The following is a 26,948-nucleotide window of genomic DNA, read 5'->3' as shown; positions in this document are numbered from 1 at the left end:
TATGAAAAAATTATTAGCTATTTTAGCAGTAACTTCTTTAACTGTTACTTCAGGTACTTTATTGGTCTCATGTACTAAAGAAGTAGTAAGGCAAGATAAATTGCAATACAACATCGATGTTTTAAAACAAGTTTTATTTAAGATTACTGGCGAGGATGTTAACATTGATGTTAACTTGGGTGATTACTTAACTGAATCAGAAGTAAATGAAATTATTCAATCTACTTTGGATTCTACTTTAGGATTACAATACTCATTTGAAGCAACAAATTTAAACTTGAATAATTTAGGTGTTAAAGATAAGCAAAGTGAAAACAAACTTTATGAAACTGTTACAGACTTTAATACTAAGTCTTATAAAAAACAATCAAATTCAATTGCACAAAAGAAATTATTTAAAGAGTATACTACTGCCCTATCAAATAATGAATCATTTGATTTCCAGAACTTAATGGACGGATTTGCACTTGGAGTTATTGACGACAATACTAATATTATTGGTTTTGATGGAAATCCATATATAGTGAATGCAGGAGCTAAAATTACTTTTGGTGAAAAGAAAAAACTTTGAGCAACAAGTGTTGAAGGAAAAGAAGATCCTTCTGGAATCCCACCTATTGAAACTTTCACAAAAGAATATACTGGTGGAGGCGCTCAATTTTATGTTGAAACTGATAAAGGAGAAAAAGAAGTTTCTGCTTTAACAGCCCTATCTTTAAGATTCCAGGACTACTTTGTTAATCAATTAGAGTCAGACATAATTTCAAACATTATGGTTATGGGTCATATGACTTCAAAATTATTCAAGTACAGAGAAGATGAAGCATACTTGAATCCTACAAATCTATTTACAAGTAAATTGCAGGACTTCAACCCTTCTAACAACGATTGAAATTCGAATGTTAAAATGATTTGAACAGTTAAATATGATAAAGATGATAAAGATTCAGTGAAAACTGAAGATCTATTTAAAAACATTTCTGATGCAAACGAAAAACTAGCGTCTGGAAAATCAATTAAAGATGTTTTATTTGGTGAAGGTGGTAATTCTGAAACAATTCTTGGTGTTAAACCAATATTAGATGGTACATCTTATGATTCATATTTTGGTCTGTCAGGATTCCAAGGTATTAAGTTTGATACATTCGGAGATGATCCAACTTCTGGGAAGTCATGAGCCGATAAAGTTAACAAGCAACAAAATGGTGCTCACATTATTTCTAATAATGACCTACAACCTGGATTTGATACTGATAATCCAAACTATAATGAAATTGTTGTGGTTCTGCCAATTTACTTTGTTGAATTGATGGCAGGTAATCGTGTTGATAGAAATTCTGATTCAAGTGATACTTCAGTATATGCTATTAAAGATTCAGAAGGTAAAGATGTAAAAGAAGTAAACTTGCGTAGAGCAGGTTCTTCTACTGAAGATATTTGAAGAAAATGAGAAGGATTCAAAAATATTAAAGGTTCAGTTGATGTTAGAGATACTTTAGCTCAAGATGAAAATAGAGAAAACTTAATTAATGAATTAATGTATATGGCATGTACTAATTCAAACTTTGTAGATGCTGCAAAACGTGACATATATTCAAAATACTTAGATAAAGAAACTATCTACTATTCAGGTATTTGAAACATGGTTTCAAAATATATTGATGATTCTGAAGATGAGGATATGTAATGGATTGTTTGTTTTGTAAAATTTTAAACGGAACAATATCATCTAAAAAAATATATGAAAACGATTATGCTTTTGCTTTCTTAGATATATCTCCTGTAAGTCAAGGTCATTCACTAATAATCCCAAAAAAGCATTTTGATAACTTTAGTGAATCTGATGATTTATTTCTTAGCGAAGTTAGCAAAGCTGCAAAAGTTGTAGCAAAGCTGTTAGCAAGCAAAATTGACGGGATTAAGGGTTTTAATTATATTTCTAATGAAGGTAGCGAAGCATTGCAAATGGTATTCCATTATCATTTACATGTAATACCAAAATATAAAAAGAATGAAGGTTTCTTACATAATAAGAATATTGTTGACCCAATTGATATTGAAAAATCATTTATTCAAATTACAAAATAAAAAAGTCGGTTAACCGACTTTTTTTAATTCTTTTTATGTTTAAGAAATTGTGCTCCTTTTTCAGAAGGTATACGTGCCGTAAAGCTCCCTACTTCAATTCTGTCAAGTTCTGAACTAACTTTATTTAATCTAGCATCAACGTGATCTAAAGAAGAAATGATAATAGCTTCAATTAGTCTTGGTTCAATGGGTGAACCATGTTCTAATTGACCATGAGAGGCAATAATAACATGTTGTAGCTTCATTACATCTTCATTTACTATAACGTCTTTAGATTTAACAAAACCAAGCTCTAATGCCGTTCTATAAACAAACTGTGAACCAATTGAAATATGACCAATTAATTTTCCATAATCAGTATAATCTGTTCCTTGTTTGTCTTTCATTTCTAATACTTTACCAAAGTCATGCAATAATGCTCCTGTATAAACTAATTCTCAATCAATGTTATTTGAATAAGAATAAACTGGTTTTATACCTTTAGCCATATCGTATAGAGAAATACTGTGTCACAATAAACCTCCCACTAAATTGTGGTGCATAAACATTCCAGCTGGATAATTTATGAATTTATCTTTATAAGTATTTAGCAGTTTCAAAGAAATCTCTCTGTATACTTCATTTTTAAATCCTGTAATATCTTTGATTATTCTATTGAATTCTTTTTCTACATCCATTTTAACTTTACTTTCAAAAGTCTCAGGATCAATTTTATTTGCCTTCAATTCAGATTCACTTACAATTGTGGCCTTATTTACTTTTAATTGAATAATTCCTTTATACACTTTTACATCAGCTTCAACTTTAACTAAGTTATTAATACTTAAAATTTGAATATCAGATTTAGTTGAATTTCATAATCTAGCTTCAACTTTTGAAGTGTCATCAATAAAGTAAATAATTAAATAATCACTTCCATTTTGACCAGTTGATTGAATAGATTTTTCAACTTTTGCAATAAACTCAATTGAATTTAAATCTGCTGTAATATCTTTTAATTTAATCATTTTTTAACAGTTCCTTTTTTATATTATTTGTTTTAATAACATCAATGTCATTAAGAATTTTATTATCTATTCTTGCAAAACTTCCAATATGAATATTTTTTGAAATTTTAAAGGCTTCAATATAATTTGTTTTATTAATTCCACCACCAATTAAAACTTTTGGCCCATTTAATGAAACAAGTTTATTTAAAATATCTACTCCATCTTCAAACTTATGACCAGCAGTTGTTAAAACATTTGTAACTTTATATTTTTTTAATAATTCATATGATTTAACAAAATCATTTACATAGTCAAAAGCTTTATGAAATGTTAATTCTAAGTGACCCTTAGACTCAACAACACGTTTTAGTTGTTCTTCACTGATATCATTTTCAGTTGTTAAACTACCAAACACAATTCCATTTGCTTTTGTTGTTTTAATAAATTCAATGTGTTCTAATATTTTTAAAAATTGCTCTTCATTATAAACAAAGTTCTCATGTCAATCACGAACAATTACATTAACTGGTTTGTTGATTTGTTCTGTTGCATGTTTAATAAAATCATAAGATGGTGTTAGCCCATCAAATTCCATAACTGCTAATTCAATGCGATCAGCATTTGTTTTGTTGATAAATTCAATATCACTTGGTCTTGCTACTATTACTTCTAAAATCATAATATCCTCGTTGCTTTTATTTTAAATCATTTTAATTATAAAAACTTTTTTAACTCACTAACTTTGTCAAGGTTTTCTCAAGAAAAACCTTCTTTACCAAAATGTCCATATGCGGCAGTCTTTTGAAATATTGGTTTTCTTAAATTTAATGTTTTTAAAATTGAAGAAACACTAAAATCAAATGTACTGTTTATTGCGTTTAAAATTTTATCTTTAGCTATTTTTTCTGTTCCAAAAGTTTCAATAAAAATTGAAACTGGCTTGGCAACTCCAATTGCATATGATACTTGAATTTCTATTTTATCTGCAAGACCTGCTACAACAATATTTTTTGCAGCATAACGACACATGTAAGCAGCACTTCTATCAACTTTGGTTGCATCCTTACCTGAAAATGCTCCTCCACCGTGTCTTGCATATCCACCATATGTATCAACTATAATTTTTCTACCTGTCAATCCAGTATCACCTTTTGGACCACCAATTGTAAATATTCCAGTTGGATTAATTAAAATTTTAAAATCATCATTCATATTAAATTCACTTGCAACAACTTTCATAATTTTGTTTGTAATAAATTCAATAAATTCTTCTCGTATATATTTTGGATCATGTTGAATAGACATTAAAATATTATCTATTTTAGGATTTGCTGGATCAGTATAATCAATTGTTACTTGTGACTTCATGTCTGGTTTTGCTCATTTAAATTCATTCGACTTTCTTAACTTTGTAGCAAGGTAAACCAATTCATGAGATATTTGAATTGCTAATGGCATATATTTATGAGTTTCATTTGTTGCATAACCAAACATAATACCTTGATCACCTGCTCCTAATGAGTCTTCATCTTTTAATCCTTCAGCAATATCTGAAGATTGAGTATTAAGTTTTATTTCAATATTTAGCGTTTTTCAGTCAATACCAAATTGGCTATCATCATATCCAATTCCTTTAATTACATTACGAACTATTTGTTCATAATTAACTTTTGCTTTGGTTGTGATTTCTCCACCAACAACTAGATAATCATTACATGCAAAAGTTTCGCAAGCAACTCGTGAGTATGGATCCTCTTTTAAACAAGCATCTAATATAGCATCAGATATTTGATCACACAATTTATCTGGGTGTCCTTCTGATACAGATTCACTTGTAAATAATATTTTATTTTTTGTCATATACTACTTTTTCTCCTAATTAAAAATAAAAAACGTCCTGAATATTCAGAACGTTACAAGATGGGAAATCTCATTGATGGCGTATTTAGCACCCTATTTAAGCACCCAACTTAATGGGTTGCTACTACTTGCAAGTTTTATTCTCTAGGTAGTTCTGAATAAGTTATTTAGTTTTCTTTATTTATTAAATCACAGTTAAATAAAAAATGTAACTAAGCAGCTACATTTTTTAAATAAATTCTTTTAATTTCAGTTGGTTTATATGTGTTGTTATCAATCTTAATAACAACAGCACAGAATTGACCATTACCATCTGCAGTTCTTAAACGAATTGGCATACCAGTCTTTTCTCTATATATTACTTCTTTAGTGTTAGCACCAATAATTGAATGGAAGGCACCTGTTAATCCAATATCTGTAATATATGCCAGTTTTTCATCAATAATTTGATCATCTGCTGTTTGAACATGTGTATGAGTTCCAACAACAGCAGTTAATTGATTTTTATAATTGTGAGCAAAGGCTATTTTTTCTGATGATGCTTCCCCATGAAAATCAACAATATGAATATTTGCCTTTTCTTCATTTTCCAAAATATCATCCATAACTTCATAAAAGTTATTTGTATTTTGGTTCATAAATGTTCTTCCTAATAAATTGGTAACGCGGATTTTAATTCCAGCAAAATTAATTAATACAGTTCCCTTTCCAGGAGTAAATTTATTATAGTTTGCTGGTCTCAGAATATCATTTTTTTCTTGTAATAAATCAAATGTTTCATAGTGATCAAATGTATGATTACCGCCTGTCAAAACATCTACATTATGAAATTTTAAGAAGTTATAATCTTCTCTTGAAGTCCCTCTTCCATTTGTTATGTTTTCTGCATTACAAATAACAAAACTTATTTTTTCTACTTTAATTACATCATTAATTAATTTTTCGATCATTGCTCTTCCAGCATGTCCGTAAACATCACCAATTATTAAAATATTCATTCCTATAACTCCATAATCTTATTTTTAATAAGATCTAAATCAACATCTTCTTTTGATGCCAGGTCTTTTAATATATTTATTCTACTATTAAACATTAATTTTTCCTCAATGTTTTCAAGATAAATTATAGTTTTTTGTAAACTATCATAAATCGCGTTTTTAGAAACTCCATACTCAATAGCAATTTCATTTAATGAATAATTTTCAAAATAATACATTTCAAAATATTCTCTTTGTTTTGTAGTTAATAGTTCTTTATAAAAATCAAATAGTTGATTTATTTCAACTGTCTTTTGTAGATAACTATTATTCATCACTTTCCTCACTTGTATCTTCCATAAAGTCTTTAGTTAATTCATAAACATATTCATCTAAGTTAAACTCAACTAAATCATTTACAGTTTCTCCAAGTCCAATAAATTTAACGGGTATGTTTAATACATCTTTGATATTAAGCGCTATTCCACCTTTTGAGGTTGAATCCATCTTAGTTAAGATTATTCCAGTAACTGAAGCAACTTCAGCAAATTGTTTAGCTTGAACTACACCATTTTGTCCAGTTGTAGCATCAATAACCATTAGACATTCATGTGGTGCCTTTGGAATTGTGCGTTTAATTATTTTGTACATTTTTTCAAGTTCAGCCATTAGACCTACTTTGTTTTGTAATCTACCTGCTGTGTCAATTAAAAGAACATCATACTTTCCATCAATTGCTTTTTTCATCCCATCATAAACTACAGAAGCAGGATCAACTCCAGGTTTATGAGGTTTTAATAGATCAACTCCAGTTAATCTATTATTTACTCAACTCTCTAATTGCTCAACTGCACCTGCTCTAAAAGTATCAGCTGCTGCAATTAAAACTTTTTTTCCATTCATTGCGTAGTTATTTGCGAGTTTTGCAATTGATGTTGTTTTACCAACACCATTAACACCCATTATTAGATAAACATTTAATTCACCATCTTTATAATGCATTCTAGGATCATACCTTCCTGAGTCATATGCATCATAAATCTCTTCAACCAAAATTTCATTTATCGATTCAGGTGCTGAATTTGGTTTTACACGCTTTTGAACCTTGTTAGAAATTTGTAAAACCATTTTTACACCCATGTCAGTTTTAATTAATACATCTTCTAATTCCTCAAAAAATTCACTATTAATTTTTTTATATTTTTTAGATAATTTTTTAATATCTTTTGAAAATGTAAGAGCTGACTGAAGCTGTTTTCTTTCAACTTTAACTTCTTTTTTTTCTTGCTTATTTTTTTTCTTTAATTCTTTAATAATTTGTTTTTCAGATTTTTGAACTAATTCAGGTTTAGATTTTAGATTATGATTTGGTTCACTTTTAATTTCTTTTACTTCAATTGGTCTTTTTTCTTCATTTATAGTTTGAATAACAAACTCATTTTCAACATTATAAGTGTCTGTAGATTTTATTTCAATAACCTCATTAGTTAACTCTGTTACGTTTGTTTCATTATCATGTTGAACTATTTTTGGCTCTTCAGAAACAACAAAAGATTGAACTGATTGTTCAATATTTTCTTCTGTTTTAGTATCACTACTAAAAACTCTCTCTTTTAGTTTCTTTCAAAATCCCATGTTTCTCTACTTATTTAAATTTACTTCTTCTATAATTGCTTTTTGAATTTCTTCAAATTTACCAGATTTAATGAATACAATTGATTCTTCAATTCCTAGTAAATATTCTCCAACATGTTCTAAATCTCTTAAACGACGAACCATTCTAAAGTTAGTTAATATGGTTTCTGATCTATTATCTTTAGCTACATTTTCTACTAATTTATTGTATAACTCATCAAAAGCTTTTGCAATGTTAAGTTGTTGTTGCACAGCTTCAGTTTTTCTGTTCTCAAATGGATTTTCAATATGAGTTGCAACTTCGTTAAACATTTTCATTGTAGTTTCAAATATTGATGATATATATTCAACAGCAATATTTTCTGGTTTGTATTTAACTAAATACTGGCAAATGTGTTTTGCAACATCGGCTGTACGTTCTAAATCACGAGCAATCATAATTGAACCAATCGCCAATCTTAAATCTGAGGCCACCATATGTTGTTTTGCAATTTTTCATTGTGCCTGCTTTATAAACTCATTTTGCAATTTATTAATTTCTAAGTCTTTTTCTATCACTAATTTACATAACTCAATATCTTTTTCTACTAGAGAAGCAAATGTTAATCTAAATTGTTCCTTGGTTTTTTCAATCATCAAGTTTAATTCTTTTTTAATTTGTTTTATATCATTGTCTAAAATCTTATTAACTGCCATTTTGCCTCCTAACCGAATCTTCCAGAAATGTAATCTTCTGTTCTTCTATCTTTTGGGTTTGTAAATATTTTTTTTGTTCTATTGTATTCTATTAAATCACCACTTAATAGAAATGCTGTGAACTGAGATACGCGGGCTGCTTGAGCCATAGAGTGAGTAACTATAACTATTGTGTATTCATCTCTTAGTTTTAATATTAGTTCTTCTACTTTTAAAGTTGCAATTGGGTCAAGTGCACTTGTAGGTTCATCCATTAACAATACTTTTGGTTTCATAGCAATTGCTCGGGCAATACATAACCTTTGTTGTTGACCTCCACTTAATCCAAGTGCTGAATCATTTAAATTATCCTTAACTTCATCTCATAAAGCAGCTTTTTTTAATGAATCAACAACTATCTGATTAATAATAGTTTTATCTTTAACACCTTGGTTCTTTGGTCCAAACGCAACATTCTCATAAATAGAGAACGGAAATGGATTAGCTTTTTGAAAAACCATTCCAATTTCACCACGCAACTTAGTTACATCAACTGAATCATTTAAAATGTTTTCACCATTAAAAACAATTTCTCCAGTAATTCCTGCAGCTTCAACTAAATCATTCATTCTGTTTATATTTCTTAGTAATGTCGACTTACCACAACCTGATGGACCAATTAATGCTAAACAGCTATTTTCTTTAACATCTAAATTAATACCTTTCAAAACATGTTTTTGACCATTGTTGTAATAAAAATTTACATCTCTGATTTCAATAATTACTGGTTTTTGAGATAACCGCAATTTCTTTGGTTTTTTAACCTCATCAATATTAGCTGTTATTATTTCTGCACTATTCATCTTGGACCTCCTTATAAATTTCTTTTATTATTTTTTTACGTTCCCTTGATTGTTTAATATTTTCTTTTGAATTTTTATAATTGAATGCATGACTTCATTTTTTTATTTTATTACCTATTTTTTTAAATATTTTAATGAGTCATTTTAATTTAATAAAATCTAAAATTGCTTGAGCATTTCTCATTCATGCTTGATCAAATGTTGGTTTTTTATATTCAGGATTAAATCTTTTTGCTGCATATGCTGATAAAGCATTAAGTAACAATATAAATAATAAAGTAATAAATGATAATTGATATGCTACTTTCATTGCTGCAACATTTGATCCTTCTTGAACTAACATATAAATTTCTGTTGTAAGTGTTGCTCCTGGAGACATAAATCCCTCTGTGGGCATTCTTACAACAGTACCAAGTGTTAGATATACTGGAGCTGATTCACCAACTATACGAGCAGTTGATAAAATAGTTCCTGTTAGTAATCCTGGCATTGCATTTGGTAACACAACCAAAAATACCATTTTAGATTTTCTCATCCCCATACCATAAGCTGCTTCTCTATAGATGTTTGGAACTGATGATAGAGCATCTTCAAATGAAATAATTAATGACGGAAGTATAACCATTGTCATTGTAAGTGACGCAGCTAATATAGATAAAGGTATGCCCATAATTTGAACAAACAATGTCAATCCAAAGATACCAAACACAATTGATGGTGTTGAAGCTAGTATACTTATTGCAAACTTAATAATACGTGTGAACTTTGATTTATCATTTGAATATTCATTGAAGTAAATTGCAACAAATAAAGCTAAAGGAATAGCTATAACAATTGTTGTGAAAACTAATAACAATGTTACAAAAATAGTTGCAAATATTCCTGATTTTTGTCCATCAATTTGAATCATTGCACTAGTTGAAAAACCAATTAAACCTTGAAAAATAACTGCTCCAATTACAAAGACTGTTACCGACATAATTATTGCAACAGATCCAATAAAAAATACTAAGAATACAAATGATTCAAATTTTCTAAAAGCACGATTATCTGTAACAGCTCTAATTAGAGTTGATAACTTGGCATCTTCTATTCCACCTTTTGATTCAATATTTTTGTATTTATAATGTTTTGATGGATTTCTATTTGCCTTGATAGCTTTCTTTTTACCTGATCCTGATATACCTAAAATTACTAGGTTTATAACAATAACCAAGAAGAATAGTACTAGACCAATAGCGTACAGTGCTGATTGATGAGTTGAACCTCCATTTTCTAACATCTCTAGTCCTATTGTTCCTGATAGAGTTCTAATTGATGAAAATATAAATCCCAAGAATCCATCACTTGTATTTAAACCAGATGTTGAGTTACCAGCAATTAAAATAACAGCCATTGTTTCACCAATTATACGAGCCATACCCATAATAATTGCCCCTATTATTTTTGGCATTGCACTTTTTAAAACAATTTTATGAGTAGTTCTTTCTTTTGAAATACCTAATCCAATTGAAGCAAATCTATATGATTCTGGAACTGATTCAATTGCATTAATTGATAATGTTATCATTGTTGGTAGAGCCATGAAAGCCAAAGTTGTTGAAGCTGTCATCATGTTATAACTTGAGCTAGCTCCCATTTTAACAAAGATTGGACCAATAAAATCAATTGCAAATAATCCAAATACAACTGAAGGAATACCTGCAAGTAATTGAATTGTAGTAATAACTACTTTTTTTGATTTTTGATTTAGATATTCACTAATAAATAGTGAAGAAAATATAGTTAATGGAACAGCTATTATTAACGAAATGAACAACATTGTCATTGTTGATAATACAATTCCTGCTATTCCATAGGTTCCGCCATCAGGGTTTCAATTATTTGTGAATAAAAATTGTCAAATTGATATTTCACCACCAAGAAATCCTGGTGTTGCCTGAAAAATAATAAATCCTACTATAACAGCTAAAATAACTAATACTAAACTAGTAACTGAAATGATACTTCATTTAAATACTTGATCTTTCTTAGAAAAACTTTGTTTCGGCATTTTAAATTGTGACGATTCTGTTGGTTTCATTTTATTTCCCTTTTATTTTTTTATTAATAATCATTAGTTTTAATACCACCATTTTTTAGGTATCCCATTTTTGGGACCAATCCTTCTTCTTCATAGGCATGTTTTGCTTTTTCAGAAACTAAGAATTCAACGAATTCAAGAACAATATCTACTTTTTTATCAGAAGAACTAAACAACATAATAAATGGTCTTTTTAATAAATAGTAACCTTGTCTAATATATTCTTCATTTAGCATTCCATCATGTTCAGAAATAATACTACTATTTTTGATTTCGACTTCACCATCTTGTCCTAATCTGTGACTGTTAATTCAAGGTGTTTGTAGGTTATTATTTTGACTATTTTTATAAAAGCCATATGACACATATCCAAATGACCCATTTGTATCTCTAAGTTGTGTAATCATAGAACCATTTGAATTAGCTGTTCCTGAATCAACATTTGTTATCCCAAAAAAGTCATCAAATGATTTTCTTGTTCCAGAACCTGATTCTCTTGATATTGGCACCAATAGATCCACATTTGATTGAAGTGAGATTTTATTTAGTAATTGTTTATTTCCTTTATTTATATCTAATAAAAAATCTCTTCAAGTATATTTTGAATTTGAATAAATCTCTTTAATAATATCCTTATGTTCTTTTTTAGATAAATCAATATCAATGCTATTTAACATTTCATCATCTAGTCAAGCTGGAGGATTATACATAATAACAATTGCATCAATTGCAAATTCAATTGCATTTATACTATTATCATTTTTAACAGCAACTGAAAATTCATGTAAATGTGCTGGGTCTGTTAGGTCTTCATCAACTGATTCATAATTAGAAAATACACTCCCTTTAGAAAGAGTGTTTTCCTTTATTTCTTTTGAAATCATTCCTACAGAATATGTACCATTTTCTACAGATCTAACCCCATTTTGAGAACCATTCGAATTATAAATAACTTCATAGTTCTTACCTTTATCAAATTCCTTTGTTGCAATTTGCATAAATGGGTTTACACTTGAAGAACCTCCAAAGTAAACAAGTCTACTTGGCATAGATATTGATCATACAAAAATTGAAATAACAGCCGAAACTATTATTGCAATAAAAATGATTGTCTTTTTTTTCATGTGTTTATTTCCTGCTAGTTTTCACTAGTCATTTGTTTAGCATCAACTAATCTAATTTGGACTATTTTTGTAATACCTTTTTGTTCCATTGTTGCACCAAATAGTACATCACAATTTTCCATAGTTCCTTGACGATGAGTCACAATCATAAATTGTGTGTCTTTTGTAAATGTTTTAACATGCTTGGCAAAACGCTCAACGTTAGCAACGTCTAAAGGAGCCTCAACCTCATCAAGAATAACAATTGGTAAAGGTCTAACTTTTAGAATTGAGAATAACACTGTCAATGCGACAAGTGATTTTTCTCCCCCTGAAAGCAAGTTAAGATTTGATATTTTTTTACCTGGAGGATTTACTTTAATGTCAACTCCTGTTTCTAAAATATTATTTGGTTCTGTAAAGAATACTTCGGCAGTACCACCACCAAATAAAGTTTTGAAAGTCTCAGGTAATGCTTTATTAACTTCAGTAATAACTTCAACAAATTGATCAACCATTTTAGTATCCATTTCTTTTATGGCTTCTTTTATGTTGTTCAATCCTTCTAGAATGTCTTTTACTTGTTTTTGATATTCTTCATATCTTTCATTTTCAGTTTCATATTCTTCAATAGAATCAATATTTACATTTCCTAAATCTTTAATAATCACACGCAGTTCAGCTACTCGAGCTCTTGTTTTTTCTTCGTCAAGTATTGAAGGTTGTTCAAGAGCGCTTGCTGTTTCAAAAGTTAAGTTATAATCTTGAGCAAGTCTTTGTAAACTATTTGTTTTTCTTTCTGTTAAAAGAGAACCATCTGTATTCATTGAAGACATTTGCTCTTTTAATCTATCCAGCATTTGTCTGCTTTCCAAGATTGCAGTATTTAACTCACTTTGTTTATTACTGTATTTAATTTTTGTATTTCTCAATATTGTAATTTTTTGTTGAGCTTGAACTTTAAAGTTTTCCAATTGCCCTATTTTTTCAATTGCCTCAATAATTTGAGAATCAATTGAAGTTTCATCAAGTTTTTCATTACCTAATTGTTTACCAGTCAAGACACGATATTCTTCACGTAATCTTTCTTCACTAACTTCAAGACGATCTTGCATTTGTCTTGAAGTACCTAAAGCAGATTGTGTACCAGATATTTCATCATATGTCACATCAATTTGTGATGATAGTTCAAATATTTGAGACTTTAAATTTCTTTCTAACTCTTCTTTTTCATTTTTTTCAGCAGTAAGCTTTTCTATTTCTTCTAATGGGTTATAAGAAAGTTTTTTAAAGTTTCTTTTACCCCCGACAATTGCACCATTAGGCAGAATTCTTTCTCCGTCTAATGTAACAATGTTGTATCTTTGATTTACCATTTTTGATACATTAACTGCGTTATCATATTCATCAATAATAATTGAAGTACCACACAAGTAATCAACAATGCTTTGATATTTTTTCTCAATATTAATAGCATTATTCGCAAATGATACAAAACCTTTTGCTTTTTCAATTGCAAATTTTATATCGTCAGGAATTCTATTTGCGCGAATATTATCCATTGGTAAGAAAGTTGCAAATCCTACATTATTTTGTTTTAAAAAACTAATTGCTTGTTTAACTATACGAGTATCACTTGCAACAATACTTTGTGCTGAACCTGAAATCAATGCTGATATAGCTGTGTCAAATTTATCATCTACTTTGATAAGATCAGCAACTGTGCCTATAATTCCTGGCATTGTTTTTTTATTTTCCATAATGGCTGCAACACCACGGTGCATTCCATCTCTTTGATGTGATGAAGAAGACTTTATTTCAATCGTTGATTCTAATCTTGATAGTTGTCTTTTTACAGACTCTAATTCATTGTTTAAATCAAAACGCTTTCTAGCAAGTTCTTCTTTCAATGCATTTTTAGAATTCTTTTCTTCAATTAAAGTTTTATAGTTTTCTTCTTCTGCATGTAACTTAATTTGAATTTCTCTAACTGCATTTTTAATGTCATTAATTTTATATTCTTCTTGATTTAAGTTTGTTGTATTTTTCTTTGATTCAAGATTTATCTTTAATACTTTAAATTCACTAATCTTTTCAATTGTTTTAGAGAACTTTGCATTTAATAATTCTAATTGGTTTTCTGTTTCAAATGATTTAGCATAAATTGAATTGTATTCACTTTGCTTAACATCCAATTCTTTTTGAATTTCAGAAATTTGAGATCTAATATCTAATGAATTATCATTAATTTCATTCAACCTATTTTCATACATTTGAATATCTTTTACTAAAATAGCAATTTCAATTACACGCAGTTCATCTCAATGAACTTTATATTGTCTTGCTTTTTCAGCTTGTCTTTTTAATGCAGGAAGTTTTCTTTCAATTTCGTTAACAATATCATTTACACGCATTAAGTTCTCTTCAGTACGAACTAATTTTCTAACTGACTCATCCTTGCGTTTTTTATAAATTGAAATACCTGCAGCATCATCAAAAATATTTCTTCTTTCTTCTGGTTTAGCTTCAGCAAATCTTGAGATTGTACCTTGAGAAATAACTGCAAGTGATGATTTTGTAATACCTGTTTCTAGAGCTGCCTCTTGAACATCTTTTTGTCTCACACGTGCTTTATTGATAAAGTATTCTGAGTCTTTAGTATCTTTAAAATACTTACGAGTAATCGCAACTTCATCAAAATCTAATGATTTAAACACTCGCTTTGTATTATCAAATGTAACTGTGACTTCAGCTAAATTCAAAGCCTTACGAGATACAGAACCTGCAAAAACAACATCTTCCATACTTCCACCACGCAAAGATTTAGGAGATACTTCCCCTAAAGCTCATCTGATAGCATCAGTAATATTAGATTTACCACTTCCATTTGGTCCTACAATTCCAGTCATTGAATAATCAAAATTTAATATTGTAGTATCGGCAAAAGATTTAAATCCGTTTGCTTCAAATTTCTTAATAAAAATCATAAAGACTCCCTTGTTATCCCTCTTATTATATATAAATATGACTTATTATTACTAAAAAAATACCTAACTCTAATCCAGGAAAATCTCTAGTATTTTTATTGATTACATTGGTTTAACATATAATTAAATTAAAGAGGAAAACTATTATGAAACCTTTAGCTTACCTACTAAGACCTGAATCTATTAAAGATATAATTGGACAAAAACACTTACTTAATAAAGACGGTCTAATTTCAAGAATGATTGAGAATAAATTTTGTACTTCGTTAATTTTTTATGGACCAAGTGGAACTGGTAAAACAACATTTGCAATTGCTTTAGCAAAAGATCTTGGTATTAAATATGATATGTTCAATGCATCTTATGATAAAAAAGAAAAGTTAAACAAGATAATAGATAGAGCTATTAATGAAGAAAACTTCATTTTAATAATTGATGAAATTCATAGAATGAATAAAGATAAACAAGATATTCTTTTAGAATATATTGAAAAAGGAAATGTTAAATTATTTGCTACAACAACAGAAAATCCCTACTTCGTAATTAATCCTGCTATCAGATCACGAGCCAATATTATTGAATTAAAGCGTATTGATAGTAGTGATATGTTTAGTTATATTAAAAAATTAATTAAAGATAATGTGATTGATTTAAAAATTGAAGATATAGCTTTAGAACACCTATGTGAGATATCTTCTGGTGATGTTAGATCTCTAATAAACAGTTTAGAGTTATTTTTAAAACTATATCCGAGTCAAGAAATTAAAGCTGAAGATGTTATAAAAATTGTTCCCAATGCTAAAAATCCAAGTGGAGCTTATGGGGACGATTTCCACGATTTAAAGTCTGCATTACAAAAGTCAATTAGAGGAAGCGATGTTGATGCTGCACTATATTATTTTGCAAGACTTTATGAAATTGGAGATTATGAAACTCTAATGAGAAGAATGGTAATAATGGCTTATGAAGATATTGGAATGGCAAATCCCTCAATCCCTCCACGCGTTTTACAAGCAACAAATGCTTTTAGACAAATTGGATTTCCTGAAGGCATTATCCCGTTGGGTTTAGCAATTGTTGATATGGCATTAAGTGAAAAATCTAATTCAGCATATTTAGCAACTACTGATGCAGTTAAAGACGTACAAGAAGGATTAATCTATGATGTACCTGATCACTTAAAAGATGCTCATTATAAATCTGCCACAAAACTTGGTCGTGGCATTGGATATAAATATGCCCACAATTATAAAAACGATTGAGTAGAACAACAATATCTACCAAATGAAATCAAGGATAAAAAATATTATAAAAACAAACCCCATTCAGCATATGAAAAACGAGTTTATGATTTATATTTAAAAATGAAACAAAAATAAAAAGTACATATTATGTACTTTTTATTATCTCTTTTTCATTTTAGAAATTGCTGATTTTGCTGCTGCTTGTTCTGCGGCTTTTTTATTTGTTCCCTCACCAGTTCCATAAGTTTTATTATCAATAATTATGGCAACCTTGAAAGTAGTTTGATTATAGTCATTTGTCTGTTTATCAATAACTTTATATTCCAATTCACTTCTATTTTCTAATTGAATGACTTCTTGTAATTCAGATTTATAATCATGTGTTTGTTCTATAAAGTAGTTAACATTTGATGATTTGAATAGTGTTTGTTCTAATCAACTATTAACTTTTTCAATGCCTTGATCTAAATAAATTGCGGCAGTTAGTGATTCAAATATATCACATAACATTGAAGCTTTTTCATGACCTTTACTATTTATTTCTCCAATACCTAATTTAATATATTGACCTAACTCTAAATTTTTTGCAACAAATGCTAATGATTCTTCACGAACCATTGCACTTCTATATTTTGTAAGAGATCCCTCATTGAAGGTTGCAAAATTATTAAATAAATATTCGCTAACTTTCATCTGCAAGATTGCATCTCCCAAAAATTCTAGTCTTTGATAAGTTTTAGAATTACCCGTTTCGTTAGCTCATGAGTTATGAGTTAATGCTTCATCAAAGATATCAATATCATTGATTTCAATACCCAATGAAGACATTAATTCTTTTAGTGTTCTTTTTGTTTGCATATTATTTACCTAATTTTGCTTTCATCTTACTTAGAACTTCACGAGAAATTGCTTGATGAACCATTGTTATAGTTGCTGCAAAACCAACTTCATCAGATGAACCATGAGCTTTAAAAGCTATACCATCAACACCTAATAAAATAGCTCCACCATATTCACGAACATCAAGATGTTTTTTAGCACCTTTGAAAGCTGGAATTAATGGTATTGCAAGTATCTTTCTAAAAATATTTTTTTTAACATGACCACTAATAATTCTAGAAACTGATTTTGCAGCTCCTTCCATTGTTTTCAACATAATATTACCCGAGTATCCATCAGAGACAATGATATCTGCTTTGTTAGTAAAAATTTCATAACCTTCAACATTCCCAATAAAGTTAACATCATTTCTTGCTTCTAACAATTTATATGTTTCAACTTGTAAAGGTAAACCTTTGGATTTTTCTTCACCAATATTTAGTAAACCAATTTTTGGATTTTCATTTCCCATAATTTCAATCATATAAATATTTGCCATTAAAGCAAAGTTTATTAAATCTTCTGGTGAGTTTTCTAAATTAGCTCCAACATCTAATAAAGCAGTAGCCTTACCTTTTACTTCAGTTGGGATAACTGGCATAAATCCTGGTTTTGAAATACCTTCAAACTCTCCCAATATGAAATGACATCCAGCTATATAAGGAGCAGAAGCACCTGAAGTTAACATACCATCACAAATTTTTTCTTTAACTAATTTTAAAGCAACTACCATTGATGCATCTGTTTTTCTTCTTATACTCAAAATACCATCAGTCATTTCAATCACTTCTGTTGCATTATGAATTACAATATTCGTCCCTTTATATTTGTTCAACTTTAACTCAGATTCAATAATTTCTTGTTGTCCTACTAAGTGGAGTTCTGTATCATTATTTTTTTTCAAAAAATTTACTGCTGCTCTAATTGCGTATTTAGGACCTTTGTCTGAACCCATTACGTCGAATGCTATTTTAATCATTATGACCTCTTATTTTTATAATTATATATTAAATAAAATTATCCCTTGATATGTATTAGTTCTCGTCTTGCAGTTGTTAAATATTCAAATCCATCTTTTGTAACTAAAAGATCATCTTCAATTCTAACTCCTCCCAAACCTGGAATATAAATTCCAGGTTCAACAGTTACTGTCATACCAGCTCTTAATATTTCTGTTTGGTTTTTGGCATTATATGGTTCTTCATGAATTTCTATTCCTAAACCATGACCTGTTCCATGCGTAAAGTACTCACCATAACCTTTTGATTCAATATAATCAAAACATATTTTATGAATATCTCCAGAAGAAATACCTTCTTTCAACGCACTTATACCTTTTTGTTGAGATTCTAAAACTGTTTGGTAAATATCTATTAGTTTTGGATTAATTGTTTCTCCAATTGCAAATGTACGAGTTTGATCTGAACAATACCCATTAACATAACATCCCATATCTAAAGTTACAAAATCTCCCTCTTTAATAGTTCTATTAGACGGAGTAGCATGTGGCATAGAACCATTCATTTCCCCACTTGCAACAATTGTATCAAAACTTAATTTTTGAGCTCCCAATTCCAAGAACTGATTTGATACAAATCTAGCAATCTCCAACTCTGACATTCCAATTTTGATATTTTTCAAAACCTTTTCAAAAACTAAGTTTGTAATATCACATGCTTTTCTAATTTGATCAATTTCCCATTGATCTTTAATCATTCTAATTTTTGATGTATCTGTTTTTATAAGTTTGGCCTTAAATATTTTTGATCATGAATCAAATTGATTTACATAAACTCAATCTGATTCAATAATCATTTTTTTAATATTTAGCTTTTGAATTAATTCATTGATTTGTTTCGAAGCGTTATTCATATTAATAATCTCATCAACGTTAATTAATTCTTTTGATTCAATTGCCATTGTATGATATCTGCCGTCAATCAATAAGTATGTTTTGTTTTTAGAAAATAAAACATAACCAAGTGATGAACTAAATCTAGTAAATCATAATCTGTTTTGTGGTGAATGTAATAATACAGCGTCAGCTCCATTATCATTCATTAAATTGTTTAAAATATCTTTTTTCATAATATTATTTTAAACCACAAACATATCTATAATTACTCTATTTCAAATATAAAAAGAACTACATTGTAGTTCTTTGTTTAATATTAAAGTCTTGCTAAAGGTAATTTTTTCAATCTATATACCCCAAATAAGAATCCTATTGTTATTACCGATTCCATAACTAAGAAAATTAGGAATGGCAAGTATCAATAAATTGGAATGGCAAGTATTACTGCATATTTTGATCATGCAAATTCTGCTATCACAGTTCATGTAAAGAATGACAAGGTGTACATTATTACAAATGATCATATTGATGATGTTAAATATTTCCCCATAACTATTCAGTTAATTTGTATATCTTTATATCCCAGTGATCGCATCAATATAATAATTCCTTGTGCATCATAAATAATAATTTTAATTAAAACTGTAAACAATATTAATAATAAAATTAATGAAATAACAATATTTACAATCATCATGTTTGTAATAATAGATATCATTGCCGCTGCACCAGACTTGATTACAGCATATGATGACATAATGTCACTTGTTGAAGGCACACTTGAAAAATAAGATGATGACGATATAAATTGTTTATTATGACTACCTGCCAACACTTTATCTAAATAACTAGAACCAGCAATCATCGAAGTAAATCAATTTATATCTTTTATTTTTTTAGCTTCAGTCATAAATTGATATGAATCTTGCATATAAGAGAATTTGTCCATTAAATCTGTAATGTTAATTCCAATTTCATCTATTGGTAATGATATTTTTTTCTTAGACGAAATAACTTTATTAAAAGCATAAACATTGTCATATGTATATTCTTCTTTACCTATTTTAAAAGTAAATTTATGTTTGCGCAATTCAGATTCTTCTGGTGTTCTTGCTTCTATCAGTCTATCATAATCAGCAAAAACCATGTGAACAGCAATATTACGAACTTGTACTCCAATAACTTTACCAACTACTGGTTTTTGAGGATCACTACTACGTTTGTCATACAACTCTATTTTGTCACCTACTTTTAAGTTTTTAAGTTTCTGTATTGGTTTTGAAACTATGACGTTAATAGAACCATCATTATTTTTTTTGCCTAAATCATTTCAATTTCAAACACCATCAAATAAATATTGATTTCTTAAATCTCCAAATTTCCCTGAAGAGTCAAATGACATTAATGTTGAGTAGTAATTGTGTCCTTCTATTCTAACATTTTCATGTCTTACCAATGTTTCTTTTTTACTATCAAAAATAACTGAATTATTTGTGATTAATGGATCAATCCCATCTTGAGTAAGTAATAAAGGTTGTAATAAATATTGAACAAAATTTGAGTTTGAAATTGAATTTTCTACAATTTCAACATTCTCTTCTACAGAAAGAAATTCCAGTATATCTTTTATTACTTCTTGAATTCATTTAATAATACTTTCAATTGGATCTTCATTTGAGTCCTCATATGATGAACTATATACCTGAGGTATATTTGTATTTGTTATATCTGCTATATATTTTTTAATGTCTTTAATATCACTTAATTGTGATGCTTCCATACTTCCTGTTCAACCAGATAATAGCATTCAAGTCATTTTAAAAATGTCGTTACCTTGAATTGCTTTTACCTTTTGAATTTGTTCATAACTTTCACTTAATTTTGAAGTTAATAGCGATTCCTTATTTTTAACATTATCAAAAGCAATTGCTTTTATTTCTAAAATATAATTATTTAATAATTTTCTAATTTCATCCTTTAAATTTTCTGGAATATTAAACAATAAATTTTTAATATCTGTAAATAGCTTATTTGATTTCTCTTCAATTTTATCAAATGAATTTGTCGTAGAAATTTCAACAGGCAATACTAATGATCCTATAGAAAATACTGAAGAAATCTTCATTGCAATATTTTGTAAATCTTCATTTAAAAATTTAGTTTTCTCTAAAAATTTAATTCTTTCATCAAACATTCTAGAAACCAATGCATGTGCATTAAATACAAAGTCATCCATAACTTTTTCTTTACTATTTGATTCCAAGTGTTGTTTTTTTAAAAAATCTTCAATACTATCACCCTTTAGGTCAACAAATTGTCTACCGATAAATGATGATTCATAAATTTTTTGATATCCATTTTTATCCGGTAATCCTAAATCATCACCATATATTGATGATTCATGATCAGTTGAACTTTTTAAGAATGAAGTTGCTTCATTAAACATATTATTCATTACAGGCATGGCTTTCATCTCCATAGAAACTAAATAAGTTGCAAAAGAGAATAATATCATTACTATTGTAAATTTACCTTTGGAAATAGATAAGAATGCCGCTTGAAATTTAAATGTAAATCCTCATCTGGTTTTATTAAACAATCATGTGAAAAGCTTATGTAATAAAACAAATGGAAATATAACTGGTAATAATAACCAATATCATCATGGATGTCTTACAAAGCTAGTTACAGAGCTTTGGCTCATTAGATCAAGTGGTCTTTCACTTAAAAAATGTAACAAAATCAAAAAGATAATAGATGTAAATATAGATGGAACACATACAAACAGTATGAATAAGAACGCTGGATTAGCATAAATTCTAGCAATTGAAAATACAGCAATTGATCCAAATTGCTTATCCACAGCATTCATTTGTAGTGGAAAAGAACACAAGTAACCAACTAATAAACCAATAAACATTAATAAGAATACTTTAAGTGTTGAAGGTAGACTTAGTTCTCAAGTTTTATATCCATTAGATTTAAAAACTCCCAACTGTTTACGTGTTCTATTTAGTTCTTCTTTCTGTGAATACAACATAAACACTGAAGCTAGTAATAATAAAATAGTTCCAATAACAATGTAAATAATTGTCATTAGGTTTACCATTGTAATCATTTTCAATTGTGGTGATTTGTCTTTTGAATAAATATAACTTGTATCAATAGAATAAATATTTGGAGTTGAATTTGATACATTTCCTCGTAAAAATGAAAGTTGTTCCTCTGAATTTGATTTTCCAAATGCTAAGTAAAATGTTGTTGACATTTTTAAAAATGGTTTTCCATTAAAATTGTCATTCCCACTATCTCTTTGATAAATAAATTTATCATAAATTTCTTTGAATGTTTCTTGTCCAACATATAATTCACCAGTAAATTTTGGATTAGAATTAAAAAATGAATAATTATAAGAATCTTTTTTTGAAGTTATTCCATTCAATTTATATGCAACATATGTATTTTGAAGTCTTACATCAATACCATTAATTTTAAATTTGTTATCATAGCTACTTATTGAATCAAAAAACTTATCATTTCCAAATACATTCATTGAATCTAATTTACCTGTATCAGCAGCTCAACCTTTTCCGTTGTAAACTAAATTATTTACTCTATCTTTTTCGGCTGATTCATCAAATATTTCAGTAAAGTTAACTGCTTGTGATTTATTATTTCCAATATCTGCAATTGTATAAATTGTATTTTCACGTGTGTACTTAAAACCCAATTGTTCATATACATTTGTTTGAATAGCATTTCAGATATCTCTTTGCATGCTAATATTACTTGTTTCTTCAGCTAAATTTATTTCATGTCCATCTAGGTAATAATAATCTAATACTTCTTGCTTGAAAATATCTTTAACCAATACACCATCAAATGCTTTTTTAAAATTATTATGAGCATTATATTTTTGTGTATTTTCTTCAGATCAAGAACTATCAAATGTAAAATTATATCCAACTACATTTGAAATTATATTTAAGTAAGTTTTCTTTATTCCAAAATAATCATCATTTATTGATCCTCCAAGAGAAGAATTATGTCCCCAACTACTATATATTGAAGCAGCTTGAATTAAAACATCTGACATATATTTATCACGCTTTTCATAATAATCATTTTCTTGTCTTAATTTTGGTGATTCAGATTGAATGATGTTAATTATTTCTATAATAGCCATTTCAGCATTTATAAATCAATCTGTAAATAGTATATTATTTCCAGATTGATCTTTAACTTTAGATTTTGAATTCAAAATTTCTGTTGGATCCTTAAATGAAATGTATTTATGATCGTTACTTTTTGAAGTTAATTTATATACATCATTAACTGTCTCATTTTTATTTTCTTCATATCTTTTTTTAAGTTCATCTTGATTTGGAGTTGTTCTAGCTTTCTCAACTAATTTTCCTTTTAAAAAGTTTTTAGTAACTTCTTGTAAAAACTCAGAAGAAAAAGAATTAACGTTTCCATCCATAACATTAGTTCCAGAAACATTATCTGCATCTAGATGTACACTATAATCTCATTGATTAGTTTGTTTATTTGTTCTATTTGCCATTAGCGAAATTTGTAGTGGAGCTGGAAGCATTGACAAAATAACAATAATAAAAGTTATCAAAAATAATAGAGTACCTAATGTCTCTAATCAAGAAGATATAAATAGTTTCAAATAAGATTTAAATATACGACGCATATAAATATTTTATATATAAAAAAAGTGTTTTTATAAAACACATTTAATTAGTTATAGATTATTCGATTGCTATAAAGAATTTGTAAATTTCTTGACCACCATTGATGATTTCATATTCAACATCGAAATTTTCATCTAGATATTTTTTAAGGAAGTTAACCTCTTTAAAGGTAGCTTCTGTTCCTTGGAAAATAGTAATAATTTCAGTTTTTGGTGTTATATATTTGTCAAAAACTTTCTTGAAAATATCACTTATTTCTTTTGAAGAAGCAAATATTTTTTCGTTAACCAAAGTTAGTAAATTACCTGATTTAATATTTACACCATTCAATTTAACATCTCTTGATGCAGTTGAAATTGAAACAGCTACTAAATCTTTAAGTGCTTTATTTACACTTACTAAGTTTTTTTTGTAACTTTCATCTTTATCTAGATTTAGATAAGCCACCATACCAGCAACAACTGATTTTGTTGGAATAACGTGTACTTTAGATTTTTTTTCAAATGACTTAGCTTGGTTAGCAGCCATTAAAATATTACTGTCATTTGGTAAAATATAAACTTCTTTTGCATCTACCTCAGCAATAGCTTTAATAAAGTGTTTTGTAGAAGGGTTCATCTTTGAACCACCATTAATAACATAATCAACTTGTAGTTCTTCTTTAAAGTAATCTAAAATATCTTTTGACGGTACTACTGAAATAACTGCTGTATCTTTTAATAAACGTCTTGGTTTTTCAACTTCTGAATCAATGATTGTCATTGTTTTTCCATCATTTGACCCTTTTTTAATTGATGGATTTCCACCCTTAACATGTTTATCAGATTGTAAAGTCATGTTTTCAACTTTTATTTTTTCAAATTCTCCATATTTTTGTAGAGTTTCTAAAATAATTCCAGGTTTTAAAGCATGGGTATGTGTTTTTAAAATATTTCCATCAGCTACAACCACAATTGATGAGTTACCAAAAGATTCAAATTTTGATCTTATTTCTTTAACATTTACTGTTCCAATATAATCTGCCGATAATAAAACTACAGCTTCTGTACAATAACCAAATTCTTCATCGTCAAGATCCATCTCAACATTTCCACCTTCGTTATCCTCTAATTTTTTAGATCTAGCTAATATTTTTTTAGTTCTTAAAAATTTTTCCATTCCTTCAAAGAATTTAACAAGACCAAATCCACCTGAATCAACTACTCCCACTTTTTTAAGAACTGGTAATAATTCTGGTGTATTTTCTAAAGAAATATTTGCAGCAACAATAATTGCTTCTCATAATTTTTTTTCAGTAATTGAAGGATTTTCTTCAAATGTTTTAGAAATTGATTCTGAAGTTTCTCTAATAACTGTAAGGATAGTTCCTTCAACTGGTTTCATAACAGCATCATATGCTGCAATCTTTGACTGTTCAAATGCTTTAACTCAAATTTCAGAAGAAGTTTCTTTTTGACCTGAAAGCCCATTTGCAAAACCCTTAATAATTTGAGAAAAAATAACTCCTGAATTTCCACGAGCAGACATAATAAGTCCTCTTGAAAATTTAGCCATTAAATCACCGACATTTTCAAATGATCCATTTTCTAAATCTGCGAACCCATTAGTACATGTTAAGTTCATATTAGTTCCTGTATCTCCATCCGGAATTGGGAAAACGTTTAATTTATCTATTTTTGGATAGTGGTTATAAATATTGTTAACTCCACTTTCAAGCATATCTTTTAGTGTTTTAATTGATTGTGACATATGTGTATATTTTGTTCCTTTTATTTCTTTTTCTTAGCTTTAACTTCATCAACAAAAACGTTGATTGCAAAGCTCTTTTTAAATTCTAAAATCTTATCGATTTTTGGCTTAATTCTATCAATAACCTCTTGAGAGACTGCAAGTATGTTAATTCCTTTAATTAAAGATAGGTGAATGTTTATTTCAGGTTCATCATCTTCAATATCAAAAACGCGAATTGAATCTGTATCATCTGAAAAATCAGTTGAGGGTTTTACAAGTTGCAATACACCTGGAATTGTTAATAACTCTGATGTGATAATTTTTTTAATATCTTGAATTAACTCCATATTGGCCTCCTTTTAAATTAAATAGTCCTTTATATAGTATATAAATATTGAATAAAAATCAATAATTACTGCTATTAAGGGAGAAATAAAAACAAACATTTAAGTTTGCTTTTGGTTAATTCTTTTACTAATAATTAAATTATAAAGTGTTGATAATCCGATACATAATCCAATTAAAATAAACACGATCATTATGAAAAAGTATCATGATTCACGTAAGTTCATAAAGAAATATGGATATGTTGATGTACCTGTTGTAGGCATCCCCATTGCGATTCTAATTTCGGCTCTAATTAAAATATAGATACCATATACAATTGGATAATACATTACTTTAAGTGAATCATTTTTTAAGAATTCCTTTGTACCTTTTGCCTCATCAGTTTTCATGAAAAATAAAATATAAAATATAAATAATAATGGCCCTACCAAGTGTAATGTCATTTGCTTAAATCATGTAGTTCCTTTTCAATTAGATGGATGAATGTCCGATGTCTTTGGTTCACTAATACATAGTTCAGGTAATAATACTAAGTTAAATATCAACATCGTAATTGTTATATAAGTAGCTACAAATATTGAGACTTTTGTTGTTAATAATTTATGATCACCCTCTTGTTTAATTAATGAAATCATAAGTCAGAAAGCAACTAATAAATTTGATTGAACCGTGAAAAATGATAGATAACTCAATGCTGCTCCAGTTGAATTATAAATTATAGTCGGTTCACCTTCATTATTTTCGGGTTTGTATTCATAGATTCATTCCTTTGCTGGATTAGAAATATTTACAACCAAATCCCAAATAATTGCAACAAATATTAATATCATTGTTGCTAATTTAAATCAAAATTTTCAATCTTTTATAAATTTATTGACATTTGATTTTTTAAACATATTTATACCTCCTGATTAAATTAATAATATAA

At 28.2% G+C, this 26,948-nt stretch carries 21 protein-coding genes; 3 read left to right on the top strand and 18 right to left on the bottom strand.

What is annotated here, in order from left to right:
• Position 1: 1 nt before the first annotated feature.
• Together STIUS_RS01305 and STIUS_RS01300 are read left to right on the top strand one after the other, a co-directional pair.
• Positions 2 to 1,687, top strand: coding sequence for a lipoprotein (locus tag STIUS_RS01305; protein ID WP_162649490.1), 1,686 nt, complete (start codon positions 2 to 4; stop codon positions 1,685 to 1,687).
• Positions 1,687 to 2,088, top strand: coding sequence for an HIT family protein (locus STIUS_RS01300; protein ID WP_162649489.1), 402 nt, complete (start codon positions 1,687 to 1,689; stop codon positions 2,086 to 2,088). Before STIUS_RS01305 ends, STIUS_RS01300 begins: the two co-directional genes overlap by 1 nt.
• Positions 2,089 to 2,111: 23 nt before the next feature.
• On the opposite strand, the gene STIUS_RS01295 is transcribed toward STIUS_RS01300, so the two are convergent.
• The 11 genes from STIUS_RS01295 to STIUS_RS01245 all read right to left on the bottom strand — a co-directional run bounded on the left by STIUS_RS01295 (position 2,112) and on the right by STIUS_RS01245 (position 15,260).
• On the bottom strand, positions 2,112 to 3,095 hold the full coding sequence (locus STIUS_RS01295; protein ID WP_162649488.1) for a 3'-5' exoribonuclease YhaM family protein: 984 nt from the start codon (positions 3,093 to 3,095) through the stop codon (positions 2,112 to 2,114).
• Positions 3,088 to 3,756, bottom strand: a complete 669-nt coding sequence (locus STIUS_RS01290) for a copper homeostasis protein CutC (RefSeq protein ID WP_162649487.1) — start codon at positions 3,754 to 3,756, stop codon at positions 3,088 to 3,090. Before STIUS_RS01290 ends, STIUS_RS01295 begins: the two co-directional genes overlap by 8 nt.
• A 35-nt stretch (positions 3,757 to 3,791) precedes the next feature.
• Positions 3,792 to 4,937, bottom strand: a complete 1,146-nt coding sequence (gene metK / locus STIUS_RS01285; protein WP_162649486.1) for a methionine adenosyltransferase — start codon at positions 4,935 to 4,937, stop codon at positions 3,792 to 3,794.
• A gap of 212 nt (positions 4,938 to 5,149) precedes the next feature.
• Complete coding sequence (locus STIUS_RS01280) at positions 5,150 to 5,935, bottom strand: TIGR00282 family metallophosphoesterase (RefSeq protein WP_162649485.1); 786 nt, start codon at positions 5,933 to 5,935, stop codon at positions 5,150 to 5,152.
• 2 nt (positions 5,936 to 5,937) lie between these two features.
• Positions 5,938 to 6,249, bottom strand: a complete 312-nt coding sequence (gene ylxM, locus STIUS_RS01275; RefSeq protein WP_162649484.1) for a YlxM family DNA-binding protein — start codon at positions 6,247 to 6,249, stop codon at positions 5,938 to 5,940.
• A complete protein-coding gene (gene ftsY, locus STIUS_RS01270; RefSeq protein ID WP_162649482.1) occupies positions 6,242 to 7,549 on the bottom strand; it encodes a signal recognition particle-docking protein FtsY in 1,308 nt (435 codons plus the stop codon). Before ftsY ends, ylxM begins: the two co-directional genes overlap by 8 nt.
• Positions 7,550 to 7,555: 6 nt before the next feature.
• Positions 7,556 to 8,245, bottom strand: a complete 690-nt coding sequence (locus tag STIUS_RS01265; protein ID WP_162649481.1) for a PhoU domain-containing protein — start codon at positions 8,243 to 8,245, stop codon at positions 7,556 to 7,558.
• Positions 8,246 to 8,253: 8 nt separating this feature from the next.
• Entirely contained in the window at positions 8,254 to 9,087 is an 834-nt protein-coding gene (gene pstB / locus STIUS_RS01260; RefSeq protein ID WP_162649480.1) for a phosphate ABC transporter ATP-binding protein PstB, read from the bottom strand.
• Positions 9,080 to 11,170, bottom strand: a complete 2,091-nt coding sequence (gene pstA, locus STIUS_RS01255; protein WP_162649478.1) for a phosphate ABC transporter permease PstA — start codon at positions 11,168 to 11,170, stop codon at positions 9,080 to 9,082. Before pstA ends, pstB begins: the two co-directional genes overlap by 8 nt.
• A gap of 23 nt (positions 11,171 to 11,193) precedes the next feature.
• Positions 11,194 to 12,294 (bottom strand): phosphate ABC transporter substrate-binding protein, encoded by a 1,101-nt coding sequence (gene ptsS / locus STIUS_RS01250; RefSeq protein WP_162649477.1) that lies wholly within the window; start codon positions 12,292 to 12,294, stop codon positions 11,194 to 11,196.
• A gap of 14 nt (positions 12,295 to 12,308) precedes the next feature.
• Positions 12,309 to 15,260: an AAA family ATPase gene (locus STIUS_RS01245; protein WP_162649476.1), complete on the bottom strand. Its 2,952-nt coding sequence runs from the start codon at positions 15,258 to 15,260 to the stop codon at positions 12,309 to 12,311.
• Between the two features lie 143 nt (positions 15,261 to 15,403).
• Here STIUS_RS01245 and STIUS_RS01240 point away from each other — a divergent pair, with 143 nt between their 5' ends.
• Positions 15,404 to 16,639: a replication-associated recombination protein A gene (locus STIUS_RS01240; protein ID WP_162650037.1), complete on the top strand. Its 1,236-nt coding sequence runs from the start codon at positions 15,404 to 15,406 to the stop codon at positions 16,637 to 16,639.
• A 24-nt stretch (positions 16,640 to 16,663) separates the two neighbouring features.
• Here STIUS_RS01240 and rnc read toward each other — a convergent pair whose 3' ends face one another.
• The 7 genes from rnc to STIUS_RS01205 all read right to left on the bottom strand — a co-directional run bounded on the left by rnc (position 16,664) and on the right by STIUS_RS01205 (position 26,916).
• Positions 16,664 to 17,362, bottom strand: a complete 699-nt coding sequence (rnc, locus tag STIUS_RS01235; RefSeq protein WP_238988695.1) for a ribonuclease III — start codon at positions 17,360 to 17,362, stop codon at positions 16,664 to 16,666.
• A gap of 1 nt (position 17,363) precedes the next feature.
• The gene (gene plsX / locus STIUS_RS01230; protein WP_162649475.1) at positions 17,364 to 18,362 is read right to left on the bottom strand and encodes a phosphate acyltransferase PlsX; all 999 of its coding nucleotides are present in this window, start codon (positions 18,360 to 18,362) and stop codon (positions 17,364 to 17,366) included.
• Positions 18,363 to 18,400: 38 nt separating this feature from the next.
• Positions 18,401 to 19,471, bottom strand: a complete 1,071-nt coding sequence (locus STIUS_RS01225) for a Xaa-Pro peptidase family protein (protein WP_238988694.1) — start codon at positions 19,469 to 19,471, stop codon at positions 18,401 to 18,403.
• Positions 19,472 to 19,554: 83 nt separating this feature from the next.
• Positions 19,555 to 23,940 (bottom strand): ABC transporter permease, encoded by a 4,386-nt coding sequence (locus tag STIUS_RS01220; protein ID WP_162649474.1) that lies wholly within the window; start codon positions 23,938 to 23,940, stop codon positions 19,555 to 19,557.
• A 58-nt stretch (positions 23,941 to 23,998) separates the two neighbouring features.
• Positions 23,999 to 25,690: a DAK2 domain-containing protein gene (locus STIUS_RS01215; protein ID WP_162649473.1), complete on the bottom strand. Its 1,692-nt coding sequence runs from the start codon at positions 25,688 to 25,690 to the stop codon at positions 23,999 to 24,001.
• 20 nt (positions 25,691 to 25,710) lie between these two features.
• Positions 25,711 to 26,019 carry a hypothetical protein gene (locus STIUS_RS01210; RefSeq protein WP_162649472.1) on the bottom strand — a complete coding sequence of 103 codons (309 nt, stop codon included), beginning with the start codon at positions 26,017 to 26,019 and terminating at the stop codon, positions 25,711 to 25,713.
• A gap of 99 nt (positions 26,020 to 26,118) precedes the next feature.
• Positions 26,119 to 26,916, bottom strand: coding sequence for a DUF1600 domain-containing protein (locus tag STIUS_RS01205; protein WP_162649471.1), 798 nt, complete (start codon positions 26,914 to 26,916; stop codon positions 26,119 to 26,121).
• Positions 26,917 to 26,948: the final 32 nt, after the last annotated feature.

Source organism: Spiroplasma sp. TIUS-1 (genome assembly GCF_010365785.1).
GTDB lineage: Bacteria > Bacillota_I > Bacilli_A > Mycoplasmatales > Mycoplasmataceae > TIUS-1.
Note: the sequence above shows the minus strand (reverse complement) of the source record. Positions and strands in the feature narration are given on the sequence as shown.